The sequence below is a fragment of the Microbacterium sp. LKL04 genome, from assembly GCF_900102005.1.
In the GTDB taxonomy this organism is placed as follows: domain Bacteria; phylum Actinomycetota; class Actinomycetes; order Actinomycetales; family Microbacteriaceae; genus Microbacterium.
Genome location: NZ_LT627736.1, coordinates 965,684 through 987,692, shown reverse-complemented (window position 1 = coordinate 987,692; position 22,009 = coordinate 965,684). Strand labels below are relative to the sequence as shown.

Below are 22,009 nucleotides of genomic sequence, written 5' to 3'. Positions count from 1 at the left end.
GCCTACGTCGCGGCATCCCTTGTCGCAGAACCGGGGGAGATGTATCGTTTTTCGATAGATGTCCATCGAAAGGCAATCATGAGTCGTGCCACGATCCTCACCCTTCGCATCGCGATCGCGTTGTCCCTGGTCGGTTCTCTGGCGATCCAGGTCCTGATCCTGCCCACGGTCTGGCGTGACCTATCCGACGCCCCGACAGGGTGGCGAGTGGCCTCGGTCACCATCGTCGCCCTGTGGCTCGTCTGCCTGCAGGTGGTCGCGATCTGCATCTGGCGGCTCGTCTCGATGGCGGCCGACGATGCGGTCTTCTCTGCACGTGCATTCCGATTCGTGAATGTCGTGATCGGGGCTATTTCGGCGGCGGCGATCCTAACGGCAGGGTTCGCGACGCTCCTGGTGCCGGGTCAGGTCGCCCCTGGGGCGGTCGGGATCATCTACGGAGCCGCCTTGGCCACCGGGGGAGTCGCGCTCGTCGTCGTCGTGATGAAGTCGTTGCTGCGTAAGGCGATCGAGATGCGCTCCGAGCTCGACGAGGTCGTCTGATGCCCATCGTCGTCGACATCGACATCATGCTCGCCCGGCGGAAGATGGCGGTCGGCGATCTGGCTGCGCGCATCGGCATCACCCCGGCGAACCTCGCCGTCTTGAAGAACGGCCGGGCGAAGGCGGTCAGGTTCACAACGCTCGACGCGTTGTGCGAAGCGCTCGAGTGCCAGCCCGGCGATGTGCTGCGCTGGGAGCCCGATCGCGACGCGGACGCCGGTCACTGACGCGGATGGCGGTGAAGCGGGGCGGATGCCGATGAGTGAGGTGCGACGGGGGACCCTCGGCATCCGCGTGTCCGCCGCGGTGGTCGCGGTCATGATCGTCGGCGGCATGACGGCCGTCGCAGCGCTGACGACCGGGAAGACGACCGTCCTCGTGGGGACGCTCGACTCACCCCAGGTCATGGCCGTCCTCGTTCTGGCGGGCGCCGTCGACGCTGCCGTCGTCGCCTTCAGCCTCCGTGGGCAGAGCATCGCAGGACGCGTGGGAGTGGTCCTGACGCGCGTGATCCTGTCCGGTGCAGTGGTCGTCGCGGGCGCGGGCGTACTCCTGGCGACGCTGTCCACCACCGTCGTGTCGACACTCGTCGACGATGACGGGTGCGACACCGGGTACGTCGTCCGGGAGGAGACGCACTGGCTCTCCAGCTCGAGCACGCTCTACCGGATGGATGGGCTCGTCGGCACGCGGGCGGCGACGCTGTCGAACCCCGACGCCGCGATGCCGTTCCACGACGGTGAATACGCGGTGACGACGCAGAACGGAACGTTGCGGGTGTCGTCTGCATCCGCGGAGAACGGGCCCGTCGCCGTACCGAAGCTGAAGCCACGCGCAGCGGATTGCGGACTGAAACGTCCGACGTATCAGGCGGCGCCGCCGGCACCGACACCGACCCCGGCGGCGCCGATCACCCTGGACCGTGCCGAGGCCGAGGTGACGGAGATGTACGCGCGGACACGTGCCTCGGTCGCCGGGGCTCACGGCGCGGCGGGCGAGACGCCGACTGCGCCGACGCGAACGGAATGCGACAGCTCGACCGCGCGATCATCGGTGACCTTCACGCTCGCAACACCGGACAACGCGGCATCCGTCGCGAAGATCCTCGCGACCTGGGATGCGGCCGGCTACGAGCGCGACCGTGCGATCCAGCTCGACATCCGATTCGACCCGGAGTCGACGGTGTCTCTGCGGCTGGCGGACCGGACGACGATCGATGGCTTCATCCACGCGACGATCGCCACAGCCTGCCTCGCCCGGTGATGCCTCGTTCCCTGTTCGCCGATAATGCACATTATGTCAACTCGGATTCCGTGCCGGTTCAGAGAGCGAGCGGCAGACGCGTCGTGGAGAGCCCGACATCGCCCAGGAAGCGCTCGAACGCGAGCGTCGCCATCCCGATGGCGACCGAACTCCCCCGCACCGTCGAGACTCCGAGATCGACCGGCGCGGTCGCTCCCACCGGAGCCCGCCGCTGGAGCTCGCGTTTCGTCGGCTCCACCAGATCGTCGCCGAGGATCCACGCGGTCCAGCCGGTCAGCATCAGGACTTCAGGATCGATGATCGAGGCCAGGTCGCCGAGGGCGACACCCAGGTAGTGAGCTGTGCGCGTCAGCACCTCGTCGACGACGGGGTCCCCCCCGGGCTTCCGGTGCGCGCTCGCCAGTCCGTCGACGAACTCGCGCTGCGGAACGATGGCGAGCGGATGATCCGGCGCGATCTCGCGAAGTGTCACCTGGATGCCGGGGGCACCGACGTACGCCTCGACGCAGCCCCGACGACCGCAGCGGCAGGCGCGCCCGTCGAGCACGAGCACGGCGTGACCCCACTCCCCCGCGCTGTGCGTCGCACCACGCAAGATCTTGCCTTCCAGGACGATCCCGGCGCCTACGCCAGTACCGAGGTTGGCGATCACCATGGACGACGCGGTTCGGCCGCGTCCGAACCAGAGCTCCGCCGTGGCGATCGCCTTCAGCGGGTTCTCGACCACGAGAGGCAGCCCGATGCGTTCGCGCAGCTGCCTGAGGACCTCCACGTTCCGCGCAGCCCATCGGGGCGCGACGGCGTCTGCGGATTCCTCGGCGCTGATGAGTCCGGGAAGGGCGATCCCTGCTCCGAGAACCCGCTCACGGTCGATGGCCTTCTCGCGCAGCGCCGTGTCGACGGCGCGGACGATGCTCTCGGTGACGCTGCTGGCAGACGGGAGGGACTCGTCCATCGGGACCTCGACGGAGCCGATCTCCTCAAGACTCGCGTCGAACACGATCGCGCGGACGTACGTCTCAGCGACGTCGATGCCGAGGATGCGGCCCCGCTCCCCGTTGACGCGGAGCATGGTCGTCGGCCGCCCCGCGCCGAGAGCGGAACTGCCGGCATCCACCACCAGGTCCTCGCCGCGGAGATCCTGGACGATCGTCGCCACCGTCGCGACGCTCAGCCCCGTGGTCTGCGCGAGCTCGTTGCGGGTGGAGGTCCCCGCGGACAGCAGTGCGTGGAGCACGTCGAGTCGCGACTCGCTGCGGATGTCGCGTGACGATCTCTTGGCGACCACGGTGTCCTCTCCCCTGCGTCCGCATCGTCCTGCGCGAACGCCTGCATGAATACTGCCAGAGAACACGATTCGGTATCGGGTCTAGACCATCCCTTCTTTTAAGCGTTAGATTAAGGGCGATCGGTGCGACGGCGGACCGATCGGACACCTGAATCGCCGTCACCATCCCGCAGAGAGGCGAGAAGGATGACATCACCCAAGCGACGCAAGATCGCAGTCACAGCAGCAATCCTCGGCGCGTCGGCGCTGTTGATCTCCGGTTGCTCGAGCAACGCCGGCGGAGGCGCAGACGGCCCGGTCTCGCAGTTCTACCACCAGTACGGAGAAGCGGGCGTCCAGGAGGCCGTCAACCGCTGGGCCGACGAGGACAAGGACGCGAAGATCGATGTGCAGTGGGTCGAGGGAGACTACGCGCAGCGCGTCAACGCCCTCCTCGCCTCGGGCAAGGGGATCGATCTCTTCGAGTACAACGCGATCAACGTCGAGGCCGCACGCCAGGGCCAGTACGCCGACATGACCGACATCGTCGAGCCGGTCAAGGACCAGATCCTGCCGATCGCCCTCAAGCCCGTGACGATCGACGGCAAGTACTACGGCATCCCGATGATCACGGACGCCCAGCTGTTCATCTACCGCCCGTCCATGTTCGAGGAGGCCGGTGTCGAGGTCCCCCAGACGTGGGACGAGCTGATGGAGGCCGCGAAGAAGCTCACCAACTCGGAGCACAAGGGTCTGTTCCTCGGCAACGACGGCGGCGCGGGCATCCTCGCTGCCAACCTGCCCCCGGCAGCTCCCGGCGGGATCATCGACGACGGCAACACGAAGGTCTCGCTGAACTCGCCCGAACTGGCCGAGGCCCTCACCTCCGCCCACGACCTGTACGACTCGGGGTCGCTCCTCATGGGCGCTCCGACGGACTGGTGGGACCCGACGTCCTTCATCGCCGGTGACGTCGCGATGAGCTGGCAGGGCCTCTGGGCCATCCCGGCCATCAAGGAAGCCCTCGGCGATGACGTCGGCGCGTTCGCGGTGCCGGCGCTCGAGGGCGGACAGCCCATCGTCGGCGTGTCGCAGTGGAACCAGATGGTCGCCGGCAAGTCCGGCAAGATCGAGAAGGCCAAGGAGATCGCCAAGAAGCAGTGGATCGACGACGCCGACTGGCAGATCGAGTTCAGCACGAAGTACGGGTTCCACATCCCGCCGCTGAAGGACGCTCGCGAGCAGGCGGAGACCCTCGGCGACGGCATCGCGAAGGACATCGTCGACCTGACCACCGAGTACGGCTGGACCGGCGGCCCGTACTACACGCCCGCGATGAGCACAGCGCTCACCGACGCGGTCAACCGCATCGTCGTCGAAGGCGCGGACGCGAAGTCGGAGCTGGCTGCGGCTCAGACCACGATGCAGGGCATGCTGGACGCACTCCAGTGACTCAGCTCAACACTCCGGTGGCCCGGGTCTCAGACCCGGGCCACCGGCCCACTCCCCCGCCCTCCGTGCCGCGTCGCCGGCGGCCGATCCGCGGCACGCGCCGTGCCTTCTGGCTCTTCGTCGGCCCCTTCTTCACCGGACTGCTGATCTTCAGCATCATCGCCCTGTTCTGGGGCTTCTACCTGAGCTTCACCCGCGCCGTTGCGACGATCTCGCCGACCGAGTTCGTGTGGTTCGACAACTACGTGTCGCTCCTGACCGACCCCAGCTTCCTCTCGTCGCTGCTGTCGTTCACCGTGTTCGCGATCCTCGTGGTGCCGACGACGCTCCTGGTCTCGCTCGTCCTCGCGATGCTGGTCGCCAACCTCCCGGTGGCGCGCGCCTTCTTCCGCTCCGTGTTCTTCCTCCCGACGGCGTTCTCATACGTGATCGCCTCGCTCATCTGGAAGCTCGGCATCTTCAGCGGATCGCCGTCGTCCGTCGCGAACACCGTCCTGTCCTCCGTGGGGCTGCCACCCATCGACGCGTGGCTGACGCAGTCTCCCTACTACTGGGTCGTCATCGTCACCGTCCGCCTCTGGCTGCAGGTCGGCTTCTACATGCTGCTGTTCATCGCAGGGCTCCAGCGGATCCCCGACACACTGTACGAAGCCGCCGCCATCGATGGGCTCTCCCGCGGCCCGCGGCGCTTCTTCGCGATCACGTGGCCCCAGCTCCGGCCCACCACGGCGGCCGTCCTGCTCCTTCTGCTCGTCGCCGCATTCCAGGCGTTCGACGAGTTCTACAACCTCGTGCGGACGATCCCCTCGGCAAGGCCGCCGCTGCTGTACATCTACAACCTGTCATTCCAGCAGCTCGACTACGGGAAGGGTTCCGCCGGTGCGTTCGTCGTCACGGCGGTCGTCGTCCTCGTCGCCCTGCTCCAGTCGCGCTTCTTCGGGTTCGGAGCGGCGGACGAGGCCAAGAAGCCCCGCCGTGGGGCACGGAAGGAGCGCGCCTCATGAGCGTCGTCGGAAACCCGGTGCGACGTCGAGTCGAGCTCTCGCTCCGCTACGCCGTCCTCATCGTCCTCGCGATCGTCTTCCTCCTCCCGCTGTACGTCATGGTGAAGACGGCGGTCTCGCAGCCCGAGGACGTCACCTCGAAGACCTTCGTCTGGTGGCCCGCCGATCCGAACTGGGGGAAGTTCGCCGAGATCTTCGCCGATGAGCGATTCGGCCAGTCCCTCGTGACGTCGGCGATCATGGCCGTCTCGATGACCGTCGGGCAGATCATCATCGGCGCCCTGGCCGGCTACGGTCTCGCCCGCATCCCGAACCGGGCGTCGAAGCCTCTGCTGGCTCTCACGGTCACGATGCTGCTCATCCCCAGCGCCACGACGTTCCTGCCGAATTACCTCATCGTCTCGTGGCTCGGCTGGACCGAGACCCTGCAGGGCATCGTCGTGCCGACGCTGTTCACGGCGTTCAACGTGTTCCTGTTCCGACAGTTCTTCCTGTCGTTCCCGAAGGAACTGGAGGAGGCCGGGAAGCTGGACGGACTCGGGTACATCGGCACCTTCCTCCGGGTCGTCCTGCCCAACTCGCTCGCGTTCGCCTCCGCCCTCACGGTCCTCGGCTTCCTGGGTGCGTGGAACGCGTTCCTGTGGCCGCTGGTCGTCGCCGGAACCGGCTTCGGCGCGCTGACGGTGCAGGTCTACCTGTCGTCGTTCATCACGGCGCAGACCTTCGACTACACCGGGTTGTTCGCCGCGGGGTTCCTCGCCTCCATCCCCGTCCTGCTCGTCTTCATCCTGCTGCAGCGGTGGCTGCTGCGCGGTGTCGCGGAGACGGGCCTCGGCGGCTCCTGAGCCGAGGTCTGGGAAGAGACCTGCAACGAACATGACCCGGACACGGTCCTCGAGTGAGATCCGCGACGCCTCGCGCCGGGAGATCGTCCGCGCGCTCGTCGTGGGCGGCACGGCGACGAGGAACGACCTCGCCCGGTCGACCGGGCTGAGTGCCGCGACCGTCTCGAACCTCGTCACCGAACTGCGCGAGGCCGGACTGATCGCGGATGCCGGGACCGACAACGCCGGCACCGGTCGGCCGACGACGGTCCTCCGCATCGACGGCGAGGGGGGCTCCTTCCTCGGGATCGACGTCGCGGAGACCTACATCCGCGCGGTCGTCTTCGATGCCGCCCTCACCGAGATCGGCGCGGCGGACGTGGACGTCGACGAAGCCTGGTCATCCGTCGATCGCGTCGCCGAGGCGCTCGTGAAGGCGGTGGACCAGGCGCTGGACCGGGGCGGGCGGCACCACGACGACATCCTCGGCGTCGGGCTCGGCCTCCCCGGGATCGTGTCGAGGGACCCCCGGGGCGCGGCATCCCCTCAGGGCTGGGCGGCGCAGGTCCGGGAGCTCGAGCATCGCGTGCGGCCTCGCTTGCCGAGTCCCGTGGTGACGGCCAACCCGCTGCAGGCGGTCGGGCACTCGGAGATCTGGTTCGGCACCGCACGGGGCCGCTCGAGCGCGGTCGTCGTCAACCTCGGCACGGGAGTGGGCGCGGGCATCATCGTCGAGGGGCGCGTGCTCCGGGGCGCGACCAGCACCGCCGGAGAGTGGGGCCACACGGTGCTCGAACTCGACGGGCGCATGTGCCGTTGCGGTCGCCGGGGATGTGTCGAAGCGTACGTGGGGGTTCCCGGCATCCGTCACACGCTCCGCGACGTGGAGGCCGCGCATCCGCTCCTGCGTCTGCATCAGCGAGACTTCATCCGCGGCCTCCGGAACGCGGTCGACGACCCGGCCGCGTCCGAGACTCTCGCGCACACCGCGCGGTACCTCGGGATCGCGCTGTCCGACATCGTCGCCGTCCTGAATCCGGAGGTCCTGACCCTCACGGGGTGGACGGCCTGGGCCCTGGGCGACGCCCTCCTACCAGGTGCGCGCGCCGCTCTGGCGGAGCGCGCACCCGAGCTGACCGCGGCCCGCCTCGACCTGGGCGTCTCCCCCGTGCGGATCAACAGCGTCGCAACCGGCATGGCGGTCCTCGCCTTCGAGAACCACCTCGACTCCCAGGCGCTGGCGCGCCGTTCCCGGCCGCGAGCCGACCCGATCATCCCACCCGATACGCTGACGCCGCCCGCCCTTCCGCAGACCCCGCAGCCGATCGCCGGCTGATCACGACCGACAGGAGCCTCATGGTCCTCGCGCGCCCCGAACGTCCGCCGATGGGATGGAACAGCTGGGACTGCTTCGGCACGACGGTGACCGAAGCAGAGGTGCTCGCCAATGCCCGTTTCATGGCGGAGAACCTGAGGGACGCGGGGTGGGACACCATCGTCATCGATGCGGACTGGGCCGACCCCGACGCACGCTCCCACGGCTACAACGACGACGCGCGTCTGCACCTGGACCCGTACGGCCGGCTCCTGCCCGACCCCGTCCGCTTCCCGTCGTCGGCGGGAGGCGCCGGGTTCGCGCCGCTCGCCGAACAGATTCACGCCATGGGCCTCCGGCTCGGCCTGCACGTCATGCGCGGCATCCCCCGTCGCGCCCTCGCAGAGCGAATGCTCCTGCACGGGACGTCGACACCGCTGTCGGACATCGCCGACCCGGCGAACGATTGCGAGTGGAACCCCCATTTCGTCGGCATCGATCACGGACATCCGGGTGCCGCGGCCTACTACCGCTCGACGGTCGCCCTCTACGACTCCTGGGGTATCGACCTGATCAAGGCCGACGACATGCTCTGGCCCTACCAGGAGCGCGACATCACGGCCTACAGCGAGGCGGTGCAGGCGGCCCAGCGGGAGATCGTCCTCAGCCTGTCGCCCGGTCGCGATCTGTCCGCGGCGCACGTGGAGCACCTGGCGGAGCACGCGAGCATGTGGCGCATCTGCGACGACGTGTGGGACCGCTGGGACGACGTCCTCGACAACCTCGGCCGCATGGCGCGGTGGGCGCCCCACGCCCGTCGCGGAGCGTGGCCGGATGCCGACATGCTGCCGCTCGGCCGCATCGGGATCCGCGCCGAACGCGGCGAGCCGCGGGACGACGCGCTCACCGCCGCCCAGCGGCGGAGTCTCCTGACGCTGTGGACGGTCGCGCGCTCACCGCTCATGTTCGGCGGAGACCTCCCGAGCACCGACCCGGCGACGATCGAGCTTCTCCGCAACCCCGCGCTCGCGGACCTGTTGGCGCGAGCCGATCGGAGCGGCGAGATCCGCCGCGAGCACGGACTCGTCCTGTGGCAGGCCACAGGTGGAGGAACGACGTGGATCGCCGCGGTGAACACGACGGACGACGACCTCACGGCGACGCTCGACACCCGCGATCTCGGACTGGGAGCCGAACCGGCGACCATCGTGGATGTGTGGACGGGGCAACCGGTGCCGGCGCGACCCGGACGCACGGGGGCGACGACGACGCGGGGTGTCGCACCCGACTCGCACGCGATCGATCTGTCCCTCCTGCCGCACGCGAGCGTCTTCTGGCGACACGACCGCTGAGGCGCGCGGACGTCACACGATCGGCGCGCTCATCAGCCGCACCTCGCTGAGGCGTGGCGTGCCCGCCTCCGCCCCGGAGACCGTGATCGACCATCGCGCGCGGCCGTCGGCGTACCCGGAGAGGTCGATCTCGATGGCATCCTGATCCCGCGTCGGCGCTACCCGCACATCGGCCGCCACATCCTCATCGATCCGGACGACGAGGCGCCGAGGCGACGTATCGCCGAGCCAGCCGATACGCATCGTCGCCGCGGCGGCACCCCAGTCCTGAAGGACGAAGGTCGACCCCGCCCCGAACCGTCGCCAATGCGACCCCTCGTCGTAGCCGGACTCCGAGTCGGCGAGGGCGAGAGCATGATCGGACTCGGGCTGCTGCTGCCCGAAGGTCACGACGTCGATCGTCCGCGCATCCACCGCGTCTGCGCGCGCATCCTCCGCCGCGAGGTCCGCGCGGCGACCGGCGGCATCCCCGTCCCGGGCATAGGGGAACGCGAGGACGTAACGGTCGTCGTGGAGTGAGGCGAACGGTTCCAGGACGACCTCGCGACGGGTCGCGGATGCCGGCAGGATCACGGTTCCCTCATCGGTGCGGCGCGCGGCTGTCAGGTCCTCCGGCGTGAGGACGGGTGCGTCAGCCAGGGGCAGGAGCGCTCCCCGGGCGATGTGTCCCATGCGGGCGTCGGTCGCCAGCGGGTCGACCGGCGGACCCGCGAGGCGCTCCGCCAGCACGCGCGGCCCGTCGACGAGCGAGACCCAGCCGGAACCGTCCGGCGCCTCCGTGCTGCGGATGACGGGCGGAAGCACGAGACGAACCGTCGTTCGCCCGTGCCACTCGCGATCGATGCGCAGCCATCCGTCAGGTCCCGGCCCGTGGACGGCACCCGCGATGTGCGCTTCGACCCGTTCGACGTCCACTCCCTCGGGCACCCGGACCCTGACGACGAACGCGCCCGGGTTCGGCACGGTGACGTGCAGGAGCGCGTCGTCGCCGAACGGGCGTTCCGTCTCGATTTCGACGACCGCGTCGCCCCACTGGACGCGCGACCCGAGCAGCATGTTCACGTCGAGCTGTCCCGGACCGGTCGAGAACGCAGACGCAGCGAATCGAGCGGGTGCTTCGAGGCCGGTACCCATGCAGCACCAGAACCCCGTCTCCGACCGGGAGTACACCCGGTGATGGCCGGGGCGGTGCGAGGTGAAGTAGACGATCCCGCCGTGATCGGGATGCTGCATCGAGAGGATGTGTGCGCTCAGCGCTCGCTCGATGAAGGCCAGGTGCTCGAGCTTTCCGTCGAGCCGGTACAGCTCGCGCGCGAGTTCGACCATGTTCACGGTGTTGCAGGTCTCAGGGCCCTCACGGGCAGTGAACATGCTCGACCAGTCGTCGCGAGGCGGGAAGTGTTCGCGCACGCTGTTGCCACCGATCACCGTCGTGCGGTGCTGCGTCACGCTCTCCCAGAACGTGCGCGCCGCCGCGGCGAACTCGTCGCCACGGCCCTGTCGCGCGAGGACCGCATGACCCACGACGAGCGGGATCTGCGCGTTCGCGTGCAACCCGTCGAGCGGATCCCGGCCGGCGGCGAGCGGCTCCCACAGCGCCCGCACCGCGAGGCGCGCGGCCAGCGTCGCGGCATCCTCATCGCCGGTGTGGTCCGCCCACCGGGCGAGGGAGGCCGCCAGACCGCCGGATTCGGTCCGGAGGATGAGGTCGACGTCGGCGTCGCTGATGGGGGCGAAGACACGGATCCACCACGCGACGAACTCCGTCGCGATCGTCCGGCCGAGCGCTGATTCCGCGTACACCGTCGCATCGATGACCCCGGTCAGCACCTTATGGAGGTTGTACAGCGGAACCCAGCGTCCGTCGAGGTCGAAGGTCTGCGGCTCGATCCGGCCGCCGTCGATCTCGTGCCACAGCGCGACACCGTCGGGAACCCCGCCGATGTAACCCGTCCCGAGAGTCACCTGGCATTCACGGAGACCGGTGAGCAGCAGCTCCACGCGATCCCGCGCCGATGCGGAGCCGCCGGCGGCGTGAGCGGACAGGGCGCTCAGGACGTGCCCGAGCGTGTGCCCGTCGAGGCCCTCCGTCTCCCACCCGCCGTACCCGGTCCCCGTGGGCACGCCGGACTCGCGTCGGTAGGGAGCCAGCAGACGGTCCGGGTCGAGCTCCAGGGCCGTCCGCAGGGCGCGCTGCTGCGCCCGCGCGAACGGCCCCGACGTCAGTGTGACGGCGCCGAGCGGCAGCGGCTCGGCTCTCGTCATCCCGCGGTCCGGACCCGGACGGTGACGATGCTCCGCGGCGGCAGCGGGAGCCGCAGGTCGCTCCCCTCGACGACGGTCCCGGCGAAGTCCGTCGGGGCGACGGCATCCGGCTCCTCGAAGGTGTTGTGAGCGGATGCCGGCGCATGCAGGATCCGTGCGCTCACCACCTCGCCGACGCGCTCGGGCAACCGGAGCGTCAGGTCCGCCTCGGCCTCGAGGTCCCAGTTGACCGCGCTGACGGTGTAGACGCCGTCCTTGACGCTGACCGTGTGATCGAGGTGCGCACCTCCCCGTCCGTTCGCGCGTCCACCGTCGTCGACGGTCTCGACGAAGTCGGCATCCTGATGGTCGACGTACATCCCGAACGCGTGGAACGTCGGGGTCTTCAGCATGCGCGCTCCGTCGGTGAGGAGCATCGCCTGGAGGACGTTCACCATCTGCGCGATGTTCGTCATCCGCACGCGGGCGGCGTGCCGGTGGAAGATGTGGAAATTGACGGCCGCCACGATCGCGTCGCGCATCGTGTTCTGCTGGAACAGGAAGCCGGGGTTGGTTCCCTGTTCGACGTCGTACCAGGTGCCCCACTCGTCGACGAAGAGTCCGACGCGACGCGACGGGTCGTGCCGGTCCATGATCTCGCCGTGACGGCGCAGGAGCGTGTCCATCGCGCGGGTGCGGTGGATGGTGTCGTACCAGGCCGCATCGTCGAACGTCAACGCGGCGCCCTTCACGTCCCACTCCCCCGTCGGCAGCGTGTAGTAGTGCAGGCTCAGCGCGTCCATGTGTCCGGCCGCGCGTGCCATGAGCACCTCGGTCCACTCGTAGTCGTCCGCGTTCGCACCGCACGCGACCTTGGCGACGTGGCTGTCGCCGTAGTCGCGCACGAAGGTCTGGTACTGGCGGTACAGGTTCGCGTAATGCAGCGGGAGCATGTTGCCGCCGCATCCCCAGCTCTCGTTGCCGACGCCGAAGAACTGCAGCTTCCAGGGCTGTTCGCGGCCGTGTGCGCGTCGGAGCTCGGCCATCGGGGTGTGCTGGTCGAGGGTCATGTACTCGACCCAGTCCTGCATCTCGGCGACAGACCCGCTGCCGACGTTGCCGTTCACGTAGGCCTCGGCGTCGAGCTGGTGCAGCAGTTCGAAGTACTCGTGCGTGCCGAAGGTGTTCGGGTCGACGACGCCGCCCCAGTGCGTGTTGACCATCGCGCGGCGCTGTTCGCTCGGGCCCACGCCGCCCAACCAGTGGTACTCGTCCGCGAAGCAGCCCCCCGGCCACCGGACGACGGGGACCTGGATCTCGCGGAGCGCCGCGATCGCGTCCACCCGAAGGCCGTTCTTGTGCGGGATCTCGTCCTGCTCCCCGACCCACAGGCCTTCGTAGATACCGCGTCCGAGGTGCTCGGCGAACTGGCCGTAGATGCGGCGGTCGATGCGGTGGGCGCGGGTGGTGGCGGTGATGAGGCTCATGCGGTTCTCTCCGTCGAGGGGTGTGGGGTCGGTCGTATCAAAGCTGGAGATCAGGAAGGGTTGCGAGCCGGGCGAGCGCGGCTCCGACGCGTCCGCCGCGGTGGAACACGGGAATCGACGCGAGTGGGGCGTCGACTGCGACCGTCTGCCCACCGCGGTGGGTGTTCCCCGTCCGGGCCTCGGTCCACTCCGCCCCGGCGGGGAGGTAGACCTCCCACCGGGTCGCCCCTGGCTCGGTGACCGGGGCGACCAGGATGTCGGGCCCGAACAGGTACTGCCCGGGTGTCGTCCACGCTCTCTCGTCCTCGGGGAACTCGAAGAACATGCCGCGCATGACGGGCGCACCGCGCCGGTGCGCGTCCGCCATGGCCTCGCGCGTGTAGTCCCGCAAGTCTTCGCGCAGGCGGATGTACTCCACGAGGAGCGACTCGATCCGGTCGCCGAAGCTCCACACCTCGTTGTCGGCGCCGGTCCCCACTCGTGCCACGCCCTGCGCGTCGTTGATCGGCGTCCCGGGCACGCGGTCGCCGTGCAGACGCATGACGGGGCTGAACGCGCCGAATTGGAACCAGCGGACGAGGAGTTCGTGGAATGCCGGCTCGCGCACATCCCCACCCGTGAATCCGCCGATGTCGGTCGTGAACCACGGGATGCCGGCGGCACCCATGTGGACCCCCGCAGCGATCTGCGCCTTGAGGTCGTCGAAGGTCGAATGGACGTCGCCCGACCACACGAGCGCGCCGTGCCGCTGCGATCCCGCCCAGGCGGCACGGACCAGCGAGACCGGCTGATCGTTGCCGTCGGCACGAAGGCCGTCCGCGATAGCGCGCGTGAACTCGCGCGGGTAAAGGTTCGCGACCTGAGCGCTCGGTCCTGCCGCCAGCCGGTAGTTCTCGAAGTGGTAGGCGCCGTATTCGGGTTCGGCCTCGTCGAGCCAGAACGCCGTGATGCCGTAGGCGCCGTAGTTCTCGGCGAGCTTCTGCCAGAGGAATTCGCGTGCGCGAGGCTCGGTCACGTCGAGGAAGCGCGTGTACTGGCCGTCGAAGTAGTACTGCACGTCGATGCCGCGCCGGGTGCGCACGAGCATGTTCCCGTCGCGCAGCTCCTCCCAGTTGTCGGACTGCGGGGCCACCTGCGGCCACACCGACACCATCAGTTCGATGCCCAGCTCCCGGAGCTCCGCCGTCATCGCGGCGGGATCCGGCCAGAACTCCTCCTCGAAGCGCCAGTCGCCCATCCACCGCCAGTGGAAGAAGTCGGCCACGATGACATCGATGGGGATGCCGCGCCGCCGGTACTCCCGCGCGACGCCCAGGAGTTCCTCCTGGGTCGAGTACCGCAGCTTGCACTGCCAGAAGCCGAGGCCGTACTCCGGCATCATGGGCGCGTGCCCGGTCGCCTCAGCGTACGCGGCCGCGATCCCCGCGGGACGGGGGTCGGCGCATACCCACCAGTCGAACTGCGTCGCGCTCTCCGCGTCCCACTCGGTGCGGTTCGATCCGAACACCGCCCGTCCGATCGCCGGCAGGTTCCAGAGGAAGCCGTACCCGGCACTGGAAACGACGAAGGGGACGGAGGTCTGCGAGTTCCGGTGCGCGAGCTCGAGCACCGTCCCCTTCAGATCGACGAGATCCTGCTGATACAGGCCCATGCCGACGAGGTGCTCGTCAGCGGATGTGGCGAGGCTCAGCCGCAGCCGCTGATCGCCGCCCTCGCTGGGACGGAACTCACGGGCGGAGAGCTTGAGTGCCCCGCCGTCGGTGATCTCCTCGAACAGGAGGCGACCGTCGGCATCCTGCACCCGCAGCCGCAGCCGCGTCGTGTAGAAACCCACCGACCAGTCGTTGAACTCCGATTCCTCCGCCACTACGCGGACGCCACCGGCCGAGACGGTCGCGACCGCGCCGTCGACCGATACATCAGCGCGGGTGTCGGCGACCTCGACGAGGGCGCCCGGAGCATCGTCGATCGGACCGAGCGCGGCGCGCACGCGGACGCCGCGGCCCCACGCCTCGATCGAGACGGTCTGACCGTCGCCGTACCAGAGGACGCCGGTGTTTGAAGTGTGGAACGTCATGAGATCGCCTTCCGTGGTGCAGCGGCCGTGCTGCCTCGCACGACCAGTCGGGTGGGTACGAGTAGTCGGCGGACCACGTCCGCGTCGTCGATTCGGGCGAGAAGCACATCGACGGCGGCGCGACCGACCTCGTCGAACTCCTGGTGGATCGACGTGAGCGGCGGCCAGAACTGGGCGGCCTCGGGCATGTCGTCGAAGCCGACCACACTGACCCGGCCGGGAATGGCTACCCCCGCCTCGTGGAATGCGCGGAGAACCCCGAGCGCCATCTGATCGTTGGCGGCGAAAACGGCGGTGACGGCGGGAACCTCGCGCAGGCGGCATCCCGCGTCGAACCCGGACTGCGCGCTCCAGTCCCCTCGCTGGGGGGGTGGAGCCTCGCGTCCTGCGTCGGACAGAGCCGCCCGCCAGCCCTGCTCCCGACGGACCGCCGAGTACGAGCTCGCCGGCCCCGCGACATGGTGGACGGTCTCGTGGCCGAGGTCGAGCAGATGCCTGACGGCCTGCCCCGCGCCCATCGTCTGGTCGGTGTCGACGAAGGAGCGGTCTTCGAGTGCCGACGCGTCGACGACGACGACCGGGAGGTCGTCCGGCAGCGGCAGGTCCTCCCCCGCCGAGAGGTGGTCGCCGATCGCGATGACGAGCCCGTCGACGGCCTGATCGCGTGCGCGTTCGATCGCCTCCGCGACGGCGCTCCGGTCGAACCCGGTGGTCGGGACGAGAGCGACGGCGTACCCGGACTCCGCTCCCGCGCGCGAGATGGCCTCCCAGGTGCGAACGCTGCCGTACGAGGTCAGATCGCTCATGACCACGCCGATGCTGCGGTAGCGGGCGGAGCGCAGGGCCCGCGCCGCCCGGTTCGGCCGGTAGCCGAGCTCGAGCATGCTGGCGAGGACCCGCTCGCGCGTCGGCTCGTCGACCCGCGCAGCGCCCGTGACGACGCGCGACACCGTCTGCGCGGAGACGCCCGCGTGGCGGGCGACATCGGCCTGCGTGGGCACCCCGTGGGGCGTACCCCCACGACGCGCCACAGGCTCATCGAGGGGTGCAACGACACCCGTCTCCGGGGCCGGTCGCGTGCTACGCTGAGGCGACATGATTGCGTAAACATAGCAGTTGGCGCAGCGGCGGAACACCCCTCTCACGACAGCAGGGTGTCTGGACGGACAGCTCCGAGCGGAGATCACATGAGCACTTTCGCCATCGGCGACCGCGACTTCCTCTTGGACGGGCAGCCGCACAGGATCATCTCCGGAGCGATGCACTACTTCCGCATCCACCCCGGAGACTGGGCCGACCGCATCCGCAAAGCACGCCTCATGGGACTGAACACGATCGAGACGTACGTCGCGTGGAACGCGCATGAGCCGGTCGAAGGCGAATGGGATGAATCCGACGGGCTCGACCTCGGTCGATTCCTGGATCTGATCGCCGCCGAGGGGCTGCACGCGATCGTCCGCCCCGGACCCTACATCTGCGCCGAGTGGCACAACGGTGGTCTCCCGACGTGGCTCACCGCGACCCCCGGCATCCGACTGCGGCGAACGGATGCCGCCTACCAGGCGGCGCTCGAGACGTACCTCCGCCGCGTGTACCGCGTCGTCGCGCCGCGTCAGATCGACCGCGGCGGCAACGTCGTCCTCGTGCAGATCGAGAACGAGTACGGCGCGTACGGTTCGGACAAGGACTACCTCGCCGAACTCGTCCGCGTCACACGGGACTCGGACATCACGGTCCCCCTCACCACGGTGGACCAACCCGAGCCCGACATGCTCGAGGCGGGATCGCTTCCCGGCCTCCACCTGACCGGCTCCTTCGGCTCGCGGGCTCATGAGCGCCTCGCGACGCTGCGCGAGCACCAGCCCACCGGCCCTCTCATGTGCTCGGAGTTCTGGGACGGGTGGTTCGACTGGTGGGGTGGACCGCACCACACGACGGATGCCGCGACCGCCGCCGCCGAACTGGACGACCTCCTGGGAGCCGGCGCATCGGTGAACATCTACATGTTCCACGGCGGGACGAATTTCGGGACGACCAACGGGGCGAACGACAAGGGCCGCTACCTGCCGATCGTGACCTCCTACGACTACGACGCCCCCCTCGACGAAGCGGGCGACCCGACAGAGAAATACCACGCGTTCCGCGGCGTCATCGCGAAGTACGCGGATGTGCCCGCGGAGGCCCCCGCGTCGGCCTCGGCACGGCCGGAAATCACGGTGGCACTGTCCCCCGTGTCCCGGACAGCCGTCACGAGCCTCGCGTCCCAGCCCGGCCTCGCGACGTTCGAGGAGGCCGAGCACACCGGTTCGCTGTTGCGGCACGAGACCGCTCTGCCGGACGGGTTCGCCGGCGGCGTGCTGTCGATCGGTGAAGTCCGTGATCAGGCCTGGGTGTCCGTCGACGGCATCCGCGTCGGATCGCTCTCTCGGACGCGGCACGAGCACGCGCTCCGGTTGCCCCCGGGGAGGAACCTCTCGATCCTGGTGGAGGAACAGGGGCGGGTGAACTACGACGACCGCCTCGGCGAGGCGAAGGGCCTCATCGGGCCTGTGGCCATCGACGGCCACGCGCTGTCCGGGTGGCGGACGACGCCCGTCCCCCTCGATCAGGCCGCGGGCGCCCCGGAACTGCTCATGGCCGAGGGGAGCTTCGATCTGGACGCCCCGTCGGACCTGTTCCTCGACACGACCGGATGGGGCAAGGGATACGTCTTCGTCGGCGGCTTCCTGCTCGGCCGGTACTGGTCGAACGGCCCGCAGCGGACGCTCTACGTCCCTGCCCCGGTGACGCAGGCGGGGTCGAATACGATCACGGTCGTCGAGATCGAGCAGCCGGTGCCGGATTCGGCGCGATTCGTCGGTGCGCCGTCCCTCGGGCCTCTGCACGAGTGACGACGCGCCGCGCGGTCACTGACCGACGGTGATCCCCGGCGAGAACGCGACGTACCCGGAGAAGTCGGCGCCGACGCGGTCGAACGCGGACGGGTACGGGTTGGGGTACGACCACGCGCCGTCGGTCATGCGCTCGGAGCCGGCCTCGACGTGGAAGTACTGGCACTCCCCCTTCCATGGGCACGTGTACGGGGTCGGGCTCTCGACGAGGACACCCTGCTTCACGGATGACGGCGGGAAGTACGCGTTCCCCTCGATCCGGATGATCTCGTCGTCGGCCGCCTCTGCGATGACGGTGTCACCGATGGTCGCTTTCATGTGTTCTCCGATCGCCCGATGGTGTGGGCTCAGAGTACGCCTGCCGGAGAGTAGCGTGGGCGGGTGAGCGGAGCACGTCGGCAGGAGAGCACCCCGACGAACGGCCCCGGCTTCCGCGCCTGGCTGATCTGGGGCACCGGCGTCGCCGCGTACGTCCTCGCCGTGACGAACCGAACGTCGCTCGCCGCCGTCGGCGTCGACGCGGCCGACCGCTTCCAGGCGGATGCCGCGACCCTGTCGCTGTTCGCGGTCGTCCAGCTCGCCGTCTACGGAGGCATGCAGATCCCGGTCGGGGTCCTCCTCGACCGCTACGGGTCGCGGCCGATCATGACGATCGGGATGATCCTCATGGCTGTCGGCCAACTCACCATGGCTCTCTCGCCGAGCGTCGGCGTCGCGATCGTCGCCCGCATGCTGTTGGGCGCCGGGGATGCCGCGGTCTTCCCCGCGGTACTCCGTCTCGTCGCGACCTGGTTCCCCGCCCAACGGGGTCCGCTCATGGTTCAGCTGACGGGGATCCTCGGACAGGCGGGACAGCTCGTCGCCGTGATCCCGATCGCCGCGGTCCTCCACGCGACGAGCTGGTCGGTGACGTTCGGGGGCATCGCCGGGCTCTGCGTCCTCTTCGCCGTCCTCGTCTTCGCCCTCGTGCGCAACCGGCCGCCGGAGCTCGCCCGCGACATCAGCGTCGACACCGACACCGGCGCGATACGCGTCGTGACCTCCGCGATCGACACCGGTGTCGGGATCCGCGCCGCTCTGGCTCACCCCGGGACACGACTCGCGTTCTGGTCGCACTTCACGACCCCCTTCGCCGGCACGGCGTTCATCCTGCTGTGGGGCTTCCCGTACCTCACGGCAGGAGAAGGCCTCACCACAGGACAGGCCGGCGTGCTGACGTCGCTCTACGTCTTCGCGGGGATGGCCCTCGGGCCCGTCCTCGGAGAGCTCTCCCGACGGGCACCGCACCGGCGCTCCCGCGCCCTCGTCCTCCCCGCCGTCGCCTTCCAGCTCGTCGCCTGGACCGCTGTGATCGTCTGGCCCGGCCGGGCGCCGATCTGGCTCCTCGTCGTCCTGCTGGTCGCCCTCGCCATGGGCGGCCCCGCATCGATGATCGCCTTCGACCACGCCCGCACCCACAACCCGTCCCACCGCCTCAGCACGGCGACGGGCGTCACGAACGCGGGCGGGTTCCTCGCCGCGTTGATCGCGATCTTCGCCATCGGCCTCGTGCTGGACCTGCAGGGCGCGGGGACGCCGGACACCTACCGCCTGGACGCCTTCCGGGTCGCCTTCCTCGTCCAGATCCCGCTCTGGCTCATCGGTGCGATCTTCATCAGCATCGAACGGCGACGCACCCGCATCCACATCGGTATGGATCAGCCGCGCCGCCCCCGACGCTGACCGAGACGACGAACGGCCCGCCCCCCGCGAGGGGAACGGGCCGTATCGGTGACGCAGCCGTCGTCAGACGGTGCCGTCTCCCGACGTACGGGTCTCGGAGCGGGTGACCCGCTCTCCCGCGACGGGGTCGACCGTTCGGACGGTCGACTCGCTGGAACGTCGACGCAGCATCAGCACGAGGCCGAGGAGGAAGACGACGACACCGGCTGCCATCAGGATGTAGCCGATCAGGTTGAGGTCGACGTACTGGACGTCGACGTTCACGGCGAACGCCAGGATGGCGCCGATCACGAACAGCACGATTCCGGATCCGATGCTCATGCGCACCCTCACTTTCTTGGCGGTGTGGTTCCGATCATCGTCGCCCCTGATAGGAAGCTGATAGCCCTTGACAGGCGCGCAGGGTGGTGGATTCAGCCGCGCGGACGAGGTTCAACGCGGAACCAGTCCCCGTACTTCGCTTCGCGGCCGTCCCCCGACGACGTCCCGGTCAGGCGGCGCCGCAACCACGGTCCGAGGTGCTCGCGGAAGTATCGACCCCGCGTGAGAGCGACAGCCGAATCCGCCTCGTCCAGGCGCCACCACTCGGCGGGCGCCTTCTCGCCGAGTGCGTCGAGCACCCGAGCCGCGACCCGGTGATGCCCGCGATCGTTCATGTGGAGCCGATCCTCGGACCAGAACGACGGATCCGACAGGTCGGCATCGGGCCAGTTCAGCGCCACGACGACGTCGTCGCGCCCGGCGATGCGGTCGGTGACGGCACGTGAGAGCTCGTCGCCGCGTCGCTGGATCAGGCGCGCGAGGGGCAGCTGAGCCGACGGGTTGGCTCCGGAGAGGACGATCAGGGTGACACCCTCTTCGTCGCAGCGACGGAGGACGCGGGTGAAGACGTCCGCCACGCGTGCGATGGGCGTCCGAGGGCGCAGCATGTCGTTGCCGCCCCCGTTGAAGGAGAGGTGCGTCGGCCTCAGTGCGAGAGCGCGTTCGAGCTGCTCCTCGACGATCGGCTGGATGAGCTTCCCGCGGATCGCCAGGTTCGCGTACGAGATCGCCTCGCCGCGGGAGTCCGCCCAGCCCTGGGCGACGAGGTCCGCCCAGCCGCGGACGCTGCCGTCCGGCAGCTCGTCGCCGACGCCCTCCGTGAATGAGTCTCCGATCGCGACGTAGCGGATGTCCTGCGGCATCCCCTCAGCCTATGACTCACTCTGCGAGCGAACGTCCCCGCGATTCCGAGAGACCCCAGGTGGCCGCTGCAGCAATGGCGAAGAAGGCGCTGAGGACGATGAAGACGACCGGGATGCCGCCGACCGCTTGAAGGACCGGCACGATCGGCGGCGCCAGGATCGACGCGATCCGCCCGACGCCGGCGGCCCATCCCGCACCGGTGGCGCGGAGCGATGTCGAATAGGTCTCCGGGGTCACGGCATAGAGCGCGCCCCAGGCGCCCAGGTTGAAGAACGACAGCGCCATGCCGGTCGCCAAGATCATCGGAATCGTCGTGGCCTGCCCGAAGAGAATCGCCGCGACCGCCGATCCGGCGAGGAAGACGGACAGGGTCGCGCGCCTCCCCCACACCTCGATGAGCCACGCGGCGACGGCGTAACCGGGGAGCTGTGCGAGCGTGATCAGAAGCGTGAACTCGAAGCTGCGGACGAGACCGAATCCTTGCGAGACGAGCAGCGTGGGAATCCAGATGAAGGCCCCGTAGTACGAGAAGTTGACGCAGAACCAGACGATCCAGAGGGATGCCGTCCGCCGGCGCATGGCGGGAGTCCACAGTCCCCGCAGTCGTTCCCCGACGGTCGACGCGCGGGCCGATGACGCCTCCACGGCTGCGGCGACAGTCGCCGCGGGACGGCCGAAGAGCACCGGAGAGGATTCCATGCCGGAGACGACGCGTTCGGCTTCTGTCGCGCGACCCCGCGACGCGAGCCACCGCGGCGACTCCGGCAGAGCCCACCGCACGATGAGTGCGTACGCGGCGGGGACGGCGCCGATGGCGAGAGCCCAGCGCCAGCCCTCGGGCACGGACGGGATGATGAGGTAGCCGATCAGCGCGGAAGCCGTCCAGCCCACCGCCCAGAACGCCTCGAGCACCACGATGATGCGTCCCCGCATCCGCGCCGGTGCGAACTCGCTGACGTACGTGCTCGCGACGGGAAGCTCCGCCCCGAGTCCCAGCCCGACGACGAAGCGCAACGCGATCAGGGCGACGAGCCCGCCCGCCAACGCGCTCGCCCCGGTCGCGACGCCGTAGACGAGGAGGGTCAGCGCGAAGACCGAGCGGCGACCGATCCGGTCTGCGAGCAATCCGCCCACCGTCGCGCCGATCGCCATCCCCGCGAAGCCCGCCGAGGCGATCCACGACGTCGACGCGGTCGTCAGGTTCCACTCGCTCACGAGCGCGGCGATGACGAAGGAGATGAGTCCGACGTCCATCGCGTCGAGCGCCCAGCCGGCGCCCGAGCCGGTGAGGACGCGCAGGTGCGTGCGGGTGAAGGGGAGGCGATCGAGCCGGCTGGTGACCGAGTCGGTCGTGGTCGTGGTCATCCTCGCATCGTACGAGGC

Annotated in this window: 19 protein-coding genes; 10 read left to right on the top strand and 9 right to left on the bottom strand. The window is 69.3% G+C overall.

What is annotated here, in order from left to right; genetic code table 11:
• Window positions 1-78 precede the first annotated feature (78 nt).
• The 3 genes from BLP38_RS04855 to BLP38_RS04845 are packed head-to-tail and all read left to right on the top strand — an operon-like array spanning window position 79 to window position 1,806.
• Entirely contained in the window at window positions 79-543 is a 465-nt protein-coding gene (locus BLP38_RS04855; RefSeq protein WP_091353736.1) for a DUF2975 domain-containing protein, read from the top strand.
• Window positions 543-770, top strand: coding sequence for a helix-turn-helix domain-containing protein (locus BLP38_RS04850; protein WP_091353733.1), 228 nt, complete (start codon window positions 543-545; stop codon window positions 768-770). The genes BLP38_RS04855 and BLP38_RS04850 overlap by 1 nt, the downstream gene beginning before the upstream one ends.
• A 31-nt stretch (window positions 771-801) precedes the next feature.
• The gene (locus tag BLP38_RS04845) at window positions 802-1,806 is read left to right on the top strand and encodes a hypothetical protein (protein WP_091353730.1); all 1,005 of its coding nucleotides are present in this window, start codon (window positions 802-804) and stop codon (window positions 1,804-1,806) included.
• Window positions 1,807-1,864: 58 nt separating this feature from the next.
• Here BLP38_RS04845 and BLP38_RS04840 read toward each other — a convergent pair whose 3' ends face one another.
• Window positions 1,865-3,094 carry an ROK family transcriptional regulator gene (locus BLP38_RS04840; protein WP_091353727.1) on the bottom strand — a complete coding sequence of 410 codons (1,230 nt, stop codon included), beginning with the start codon at window positions 3,092-3,094 and terminating at the stop codon, window positions 1,865-1,867.
• 186 nt (window positions 3,095-3,280) lie between these two features.
• Between BLP38_RS04840 and BLP38_RS04835 the strand changes: the two genes are divergently transcribed.
• From BLP38_RS04835 to BLP38_RS04815, 5 genes are read left to right on the top strand one after another with little or no spacing between them, the layout of a single operon-like run.
• A complete protein-coding gene (locus BLP38_RS04835) occupies window positions 3,281-4,525 on the top strand; it encodes an ABC transporter substrate-binding protein (protein ID WP_091353724.1) in 1,245 nt (414 codons plus the stop codon).
• Complete coding sequence (locus BLP38_RS04830; protein ID WP_231916567.1) at window positions 4,522-5,529, top strand: carbohydrate ABC transporter permease; 1,008 nt, start codon at window positions 4,522-4,524, stop codon at window positions 5,527-5,529. Before BLP38_RS04835 ends, BLP38_RS04830 begins: the two co-directional genes overlap by 4 nt.
• A complete protein-coding gene (locus BLP38_RS04825; protein ID WP_091353720.1) occupies window positions 5,526-6,374 on the top strand; it encodes a carbohydrate ABC transporter permease in 849 nt (282 codons plus the stop codon). Before BLP38_RS04830 ends, BLP38_RS04825 begins: the two co-directional genes overlap by 4 nt.
• A gap of 31 nt (window positions 6,375-6,405) precedes the next feature.
• The gene (locus BLP38_RS04820; RefSeq protein WP_091353716.1) at window positions 6,406-7,689 is read left to right on the top strand and encodes an ROK family transcriptional regulator; all 1,284 of its coding nucleotides are present in this window, start codon (window positions 6,406-6,408) and stop codon (window positions 7,687-7,689) included.
• Window positions 7,690-7,709: 20 nt separating this feature from the next.
• Window positions 7,710-9,020 carry a glycoside hydrolase family 27 protein gene (locus BLP38_RS04815; protein ID WP_091353713.1) on the top strand — a complete coding sequence of 437 codons (1,311 nt, stop codon included), beginning with the start codon at window positions 7,710-7,712 and terminating at the stop codon, window positions 9,018-9,020.
• A 12-nt stretch (window positions 9,021-9,032) separates the two neighbouring features.
• Here BLP38_RS04815 and BLP38_RS04810 read toward each other — a convergent pair whose 3' ends face one another.
• The 4 genes from BLP38_RS04810 to BLP38_RS04795 are packed head-to-tail and all read right to left on the bottom strand — an operon-like array spanning window position 9,033 to window position 15,829.
• A complete protein-coding gene (locus BLP38_RS04810; protein ID WP_091353709.1) occupies window positions 9,033-11,285 on the bottom strand; it encodes a beta-L-arabinofuranosidase domain-containing protein in 2,253 nt (750 codons plus the stop codon).
• Window positions 11,282-12,751 (bottom strand): alpha-N-arabinofuranosidase, encoded by a 1,470-nt coding sequence (locus BLP38_RS04805; protein WP_091353706.1) that lies wholly within the window; start codon window positions 12,749-12,751, stop codon window positions 11,282-11,284. Before BLP38_RS04805 ends, BLP38_RS04810 begins: the two co-directional genes overlap by 4 nt.
• A 37-nt stretch (window positions 12,752-12,788) precedes the next feature.
• On the bottom strand, window positions 12,789-14,828 hold the full coding sequence (locus BLP38_RS04800) for a glycoside hydrolase family 31 protein (protein ID WP_091353702.1): 2,040 nt from the start codon (window positions 14,826-14,828) through the stop codon (window positions 12,789-12,791).
• The gene (locus tag BLP38_RS04795) at window positions 14,825-15,829 is read right to left on the bottom strand and encodes a LacI family DNA-binding transcriptional regulator (RefSeq protein ID WP_091353697.1); all 1,005 of its coding nucleotides are present in this window, start codon (window positions 15,827-15,829) and stop codon (window positions 14,825-14,827) included. Before BLP38_RS04795 ends, BLP38_RS04800 begins: the two co-directional genes overlap by 4 nt.
• A 186-nt stretch (window positions 15,830-16,015) precedes the next feature.
• On the opposite strand from BLP38_RS04795, the gene BLP38_RS04790 reads away from it, so the two are divergent.
• The gene (locus tag BLP38_RS04790; RefSeq protein WP_091353692.1) at window positions 16,016-17,719 is read left to right on the top strand and encodes a glycoside hydrolase family 35 protein; all 1,704 of its coding nucleotides are present in this window, start codon (window positions 16,016-16,018) and stop codon (window positions 17,717-17,719) included.
• A 15-nt stretch (window positions 17,720-17,734) separates the two neighbouring features.
• Here the strand turns inward: BLP38_RS04790 and BLP38_RS04785 are convergent, their stop codons facing one another.
• Window positions 17,735-18,037: a DUF427 domain-containing protein gene (locus tag BLP38_RS04785; protein ID WP_091353688.1), complete on the bottom strand. Its 303-nt coding sequence runs from the start codon at window positions 18,035-18,037 to the stop codon at window positions 17,735-17,737.
• Between the two features lie 63 nt (window positions 18,038-18,100).
• On the opposite strand from BLP38_RS04785, the gene BLP38_RS04780 reads away from it, so the two are divergent.
• Window positions 18,101-19,441 (top strand): MFS transporter, encoded by a 1,341-nt coding sequence (locus tag BLP38_RS04780; protein ID WP_091353684.1) that lies wholly within the window; start codon window positions 18,101-18,103, stop codon window positions 19,439-19,441.
• A 63-nt stretch (window positions 19,442-19,504) separates the two neighbouring features.
• Here BLP38_RS04780 and BLP38_RS04775 read toward each other — a convergent pair whose 3' ends face one another.
• From BLP38_RS04775 to BLP38_RS04765, 3 genes are all read right to left on the bottom strand, one after another.
• The gene (locus BLP38_RS04775) at window positions 19,505-19,762 is read right to left on the bottom strand and encodes a DUF6458 family protein (protein WP_091353681.1); all 258 of its coding nucleotides are present in this window, start codon (window positions 19,760-19,762) and stop codon (window positions 19,505-19,507) included.
• 92 nt (window positions 19,763-19,854) lie between these two features.
• Window positions 19,855-20,625, bottom strand: coding sequence for an SGNH/GDSL hydrolase family protein (locus tag BLP38_RS04770; protein ID WP_091353677.1), 771 nt, complete (start codon window positions 20,623-20,625; stop codon window positions 19,855-19,857).
• Window positions 20,626-20,641: 16 nt separating this feature from the next.
• The gene (locus BLP38_RS04765; RefSeq protein WP_091353673.1) at window positions 20,642-21,991 is read right to left on the bottom strand and encodes an MFS transporter; all 1,350 of its coding nucleotides are present in this window, start codon (window positions 21,989-21,991) and stop codon (window positions 20,642-20,644) included.
• Window positions 21,992-22,009: the final 18 nt, after the last annotated feature.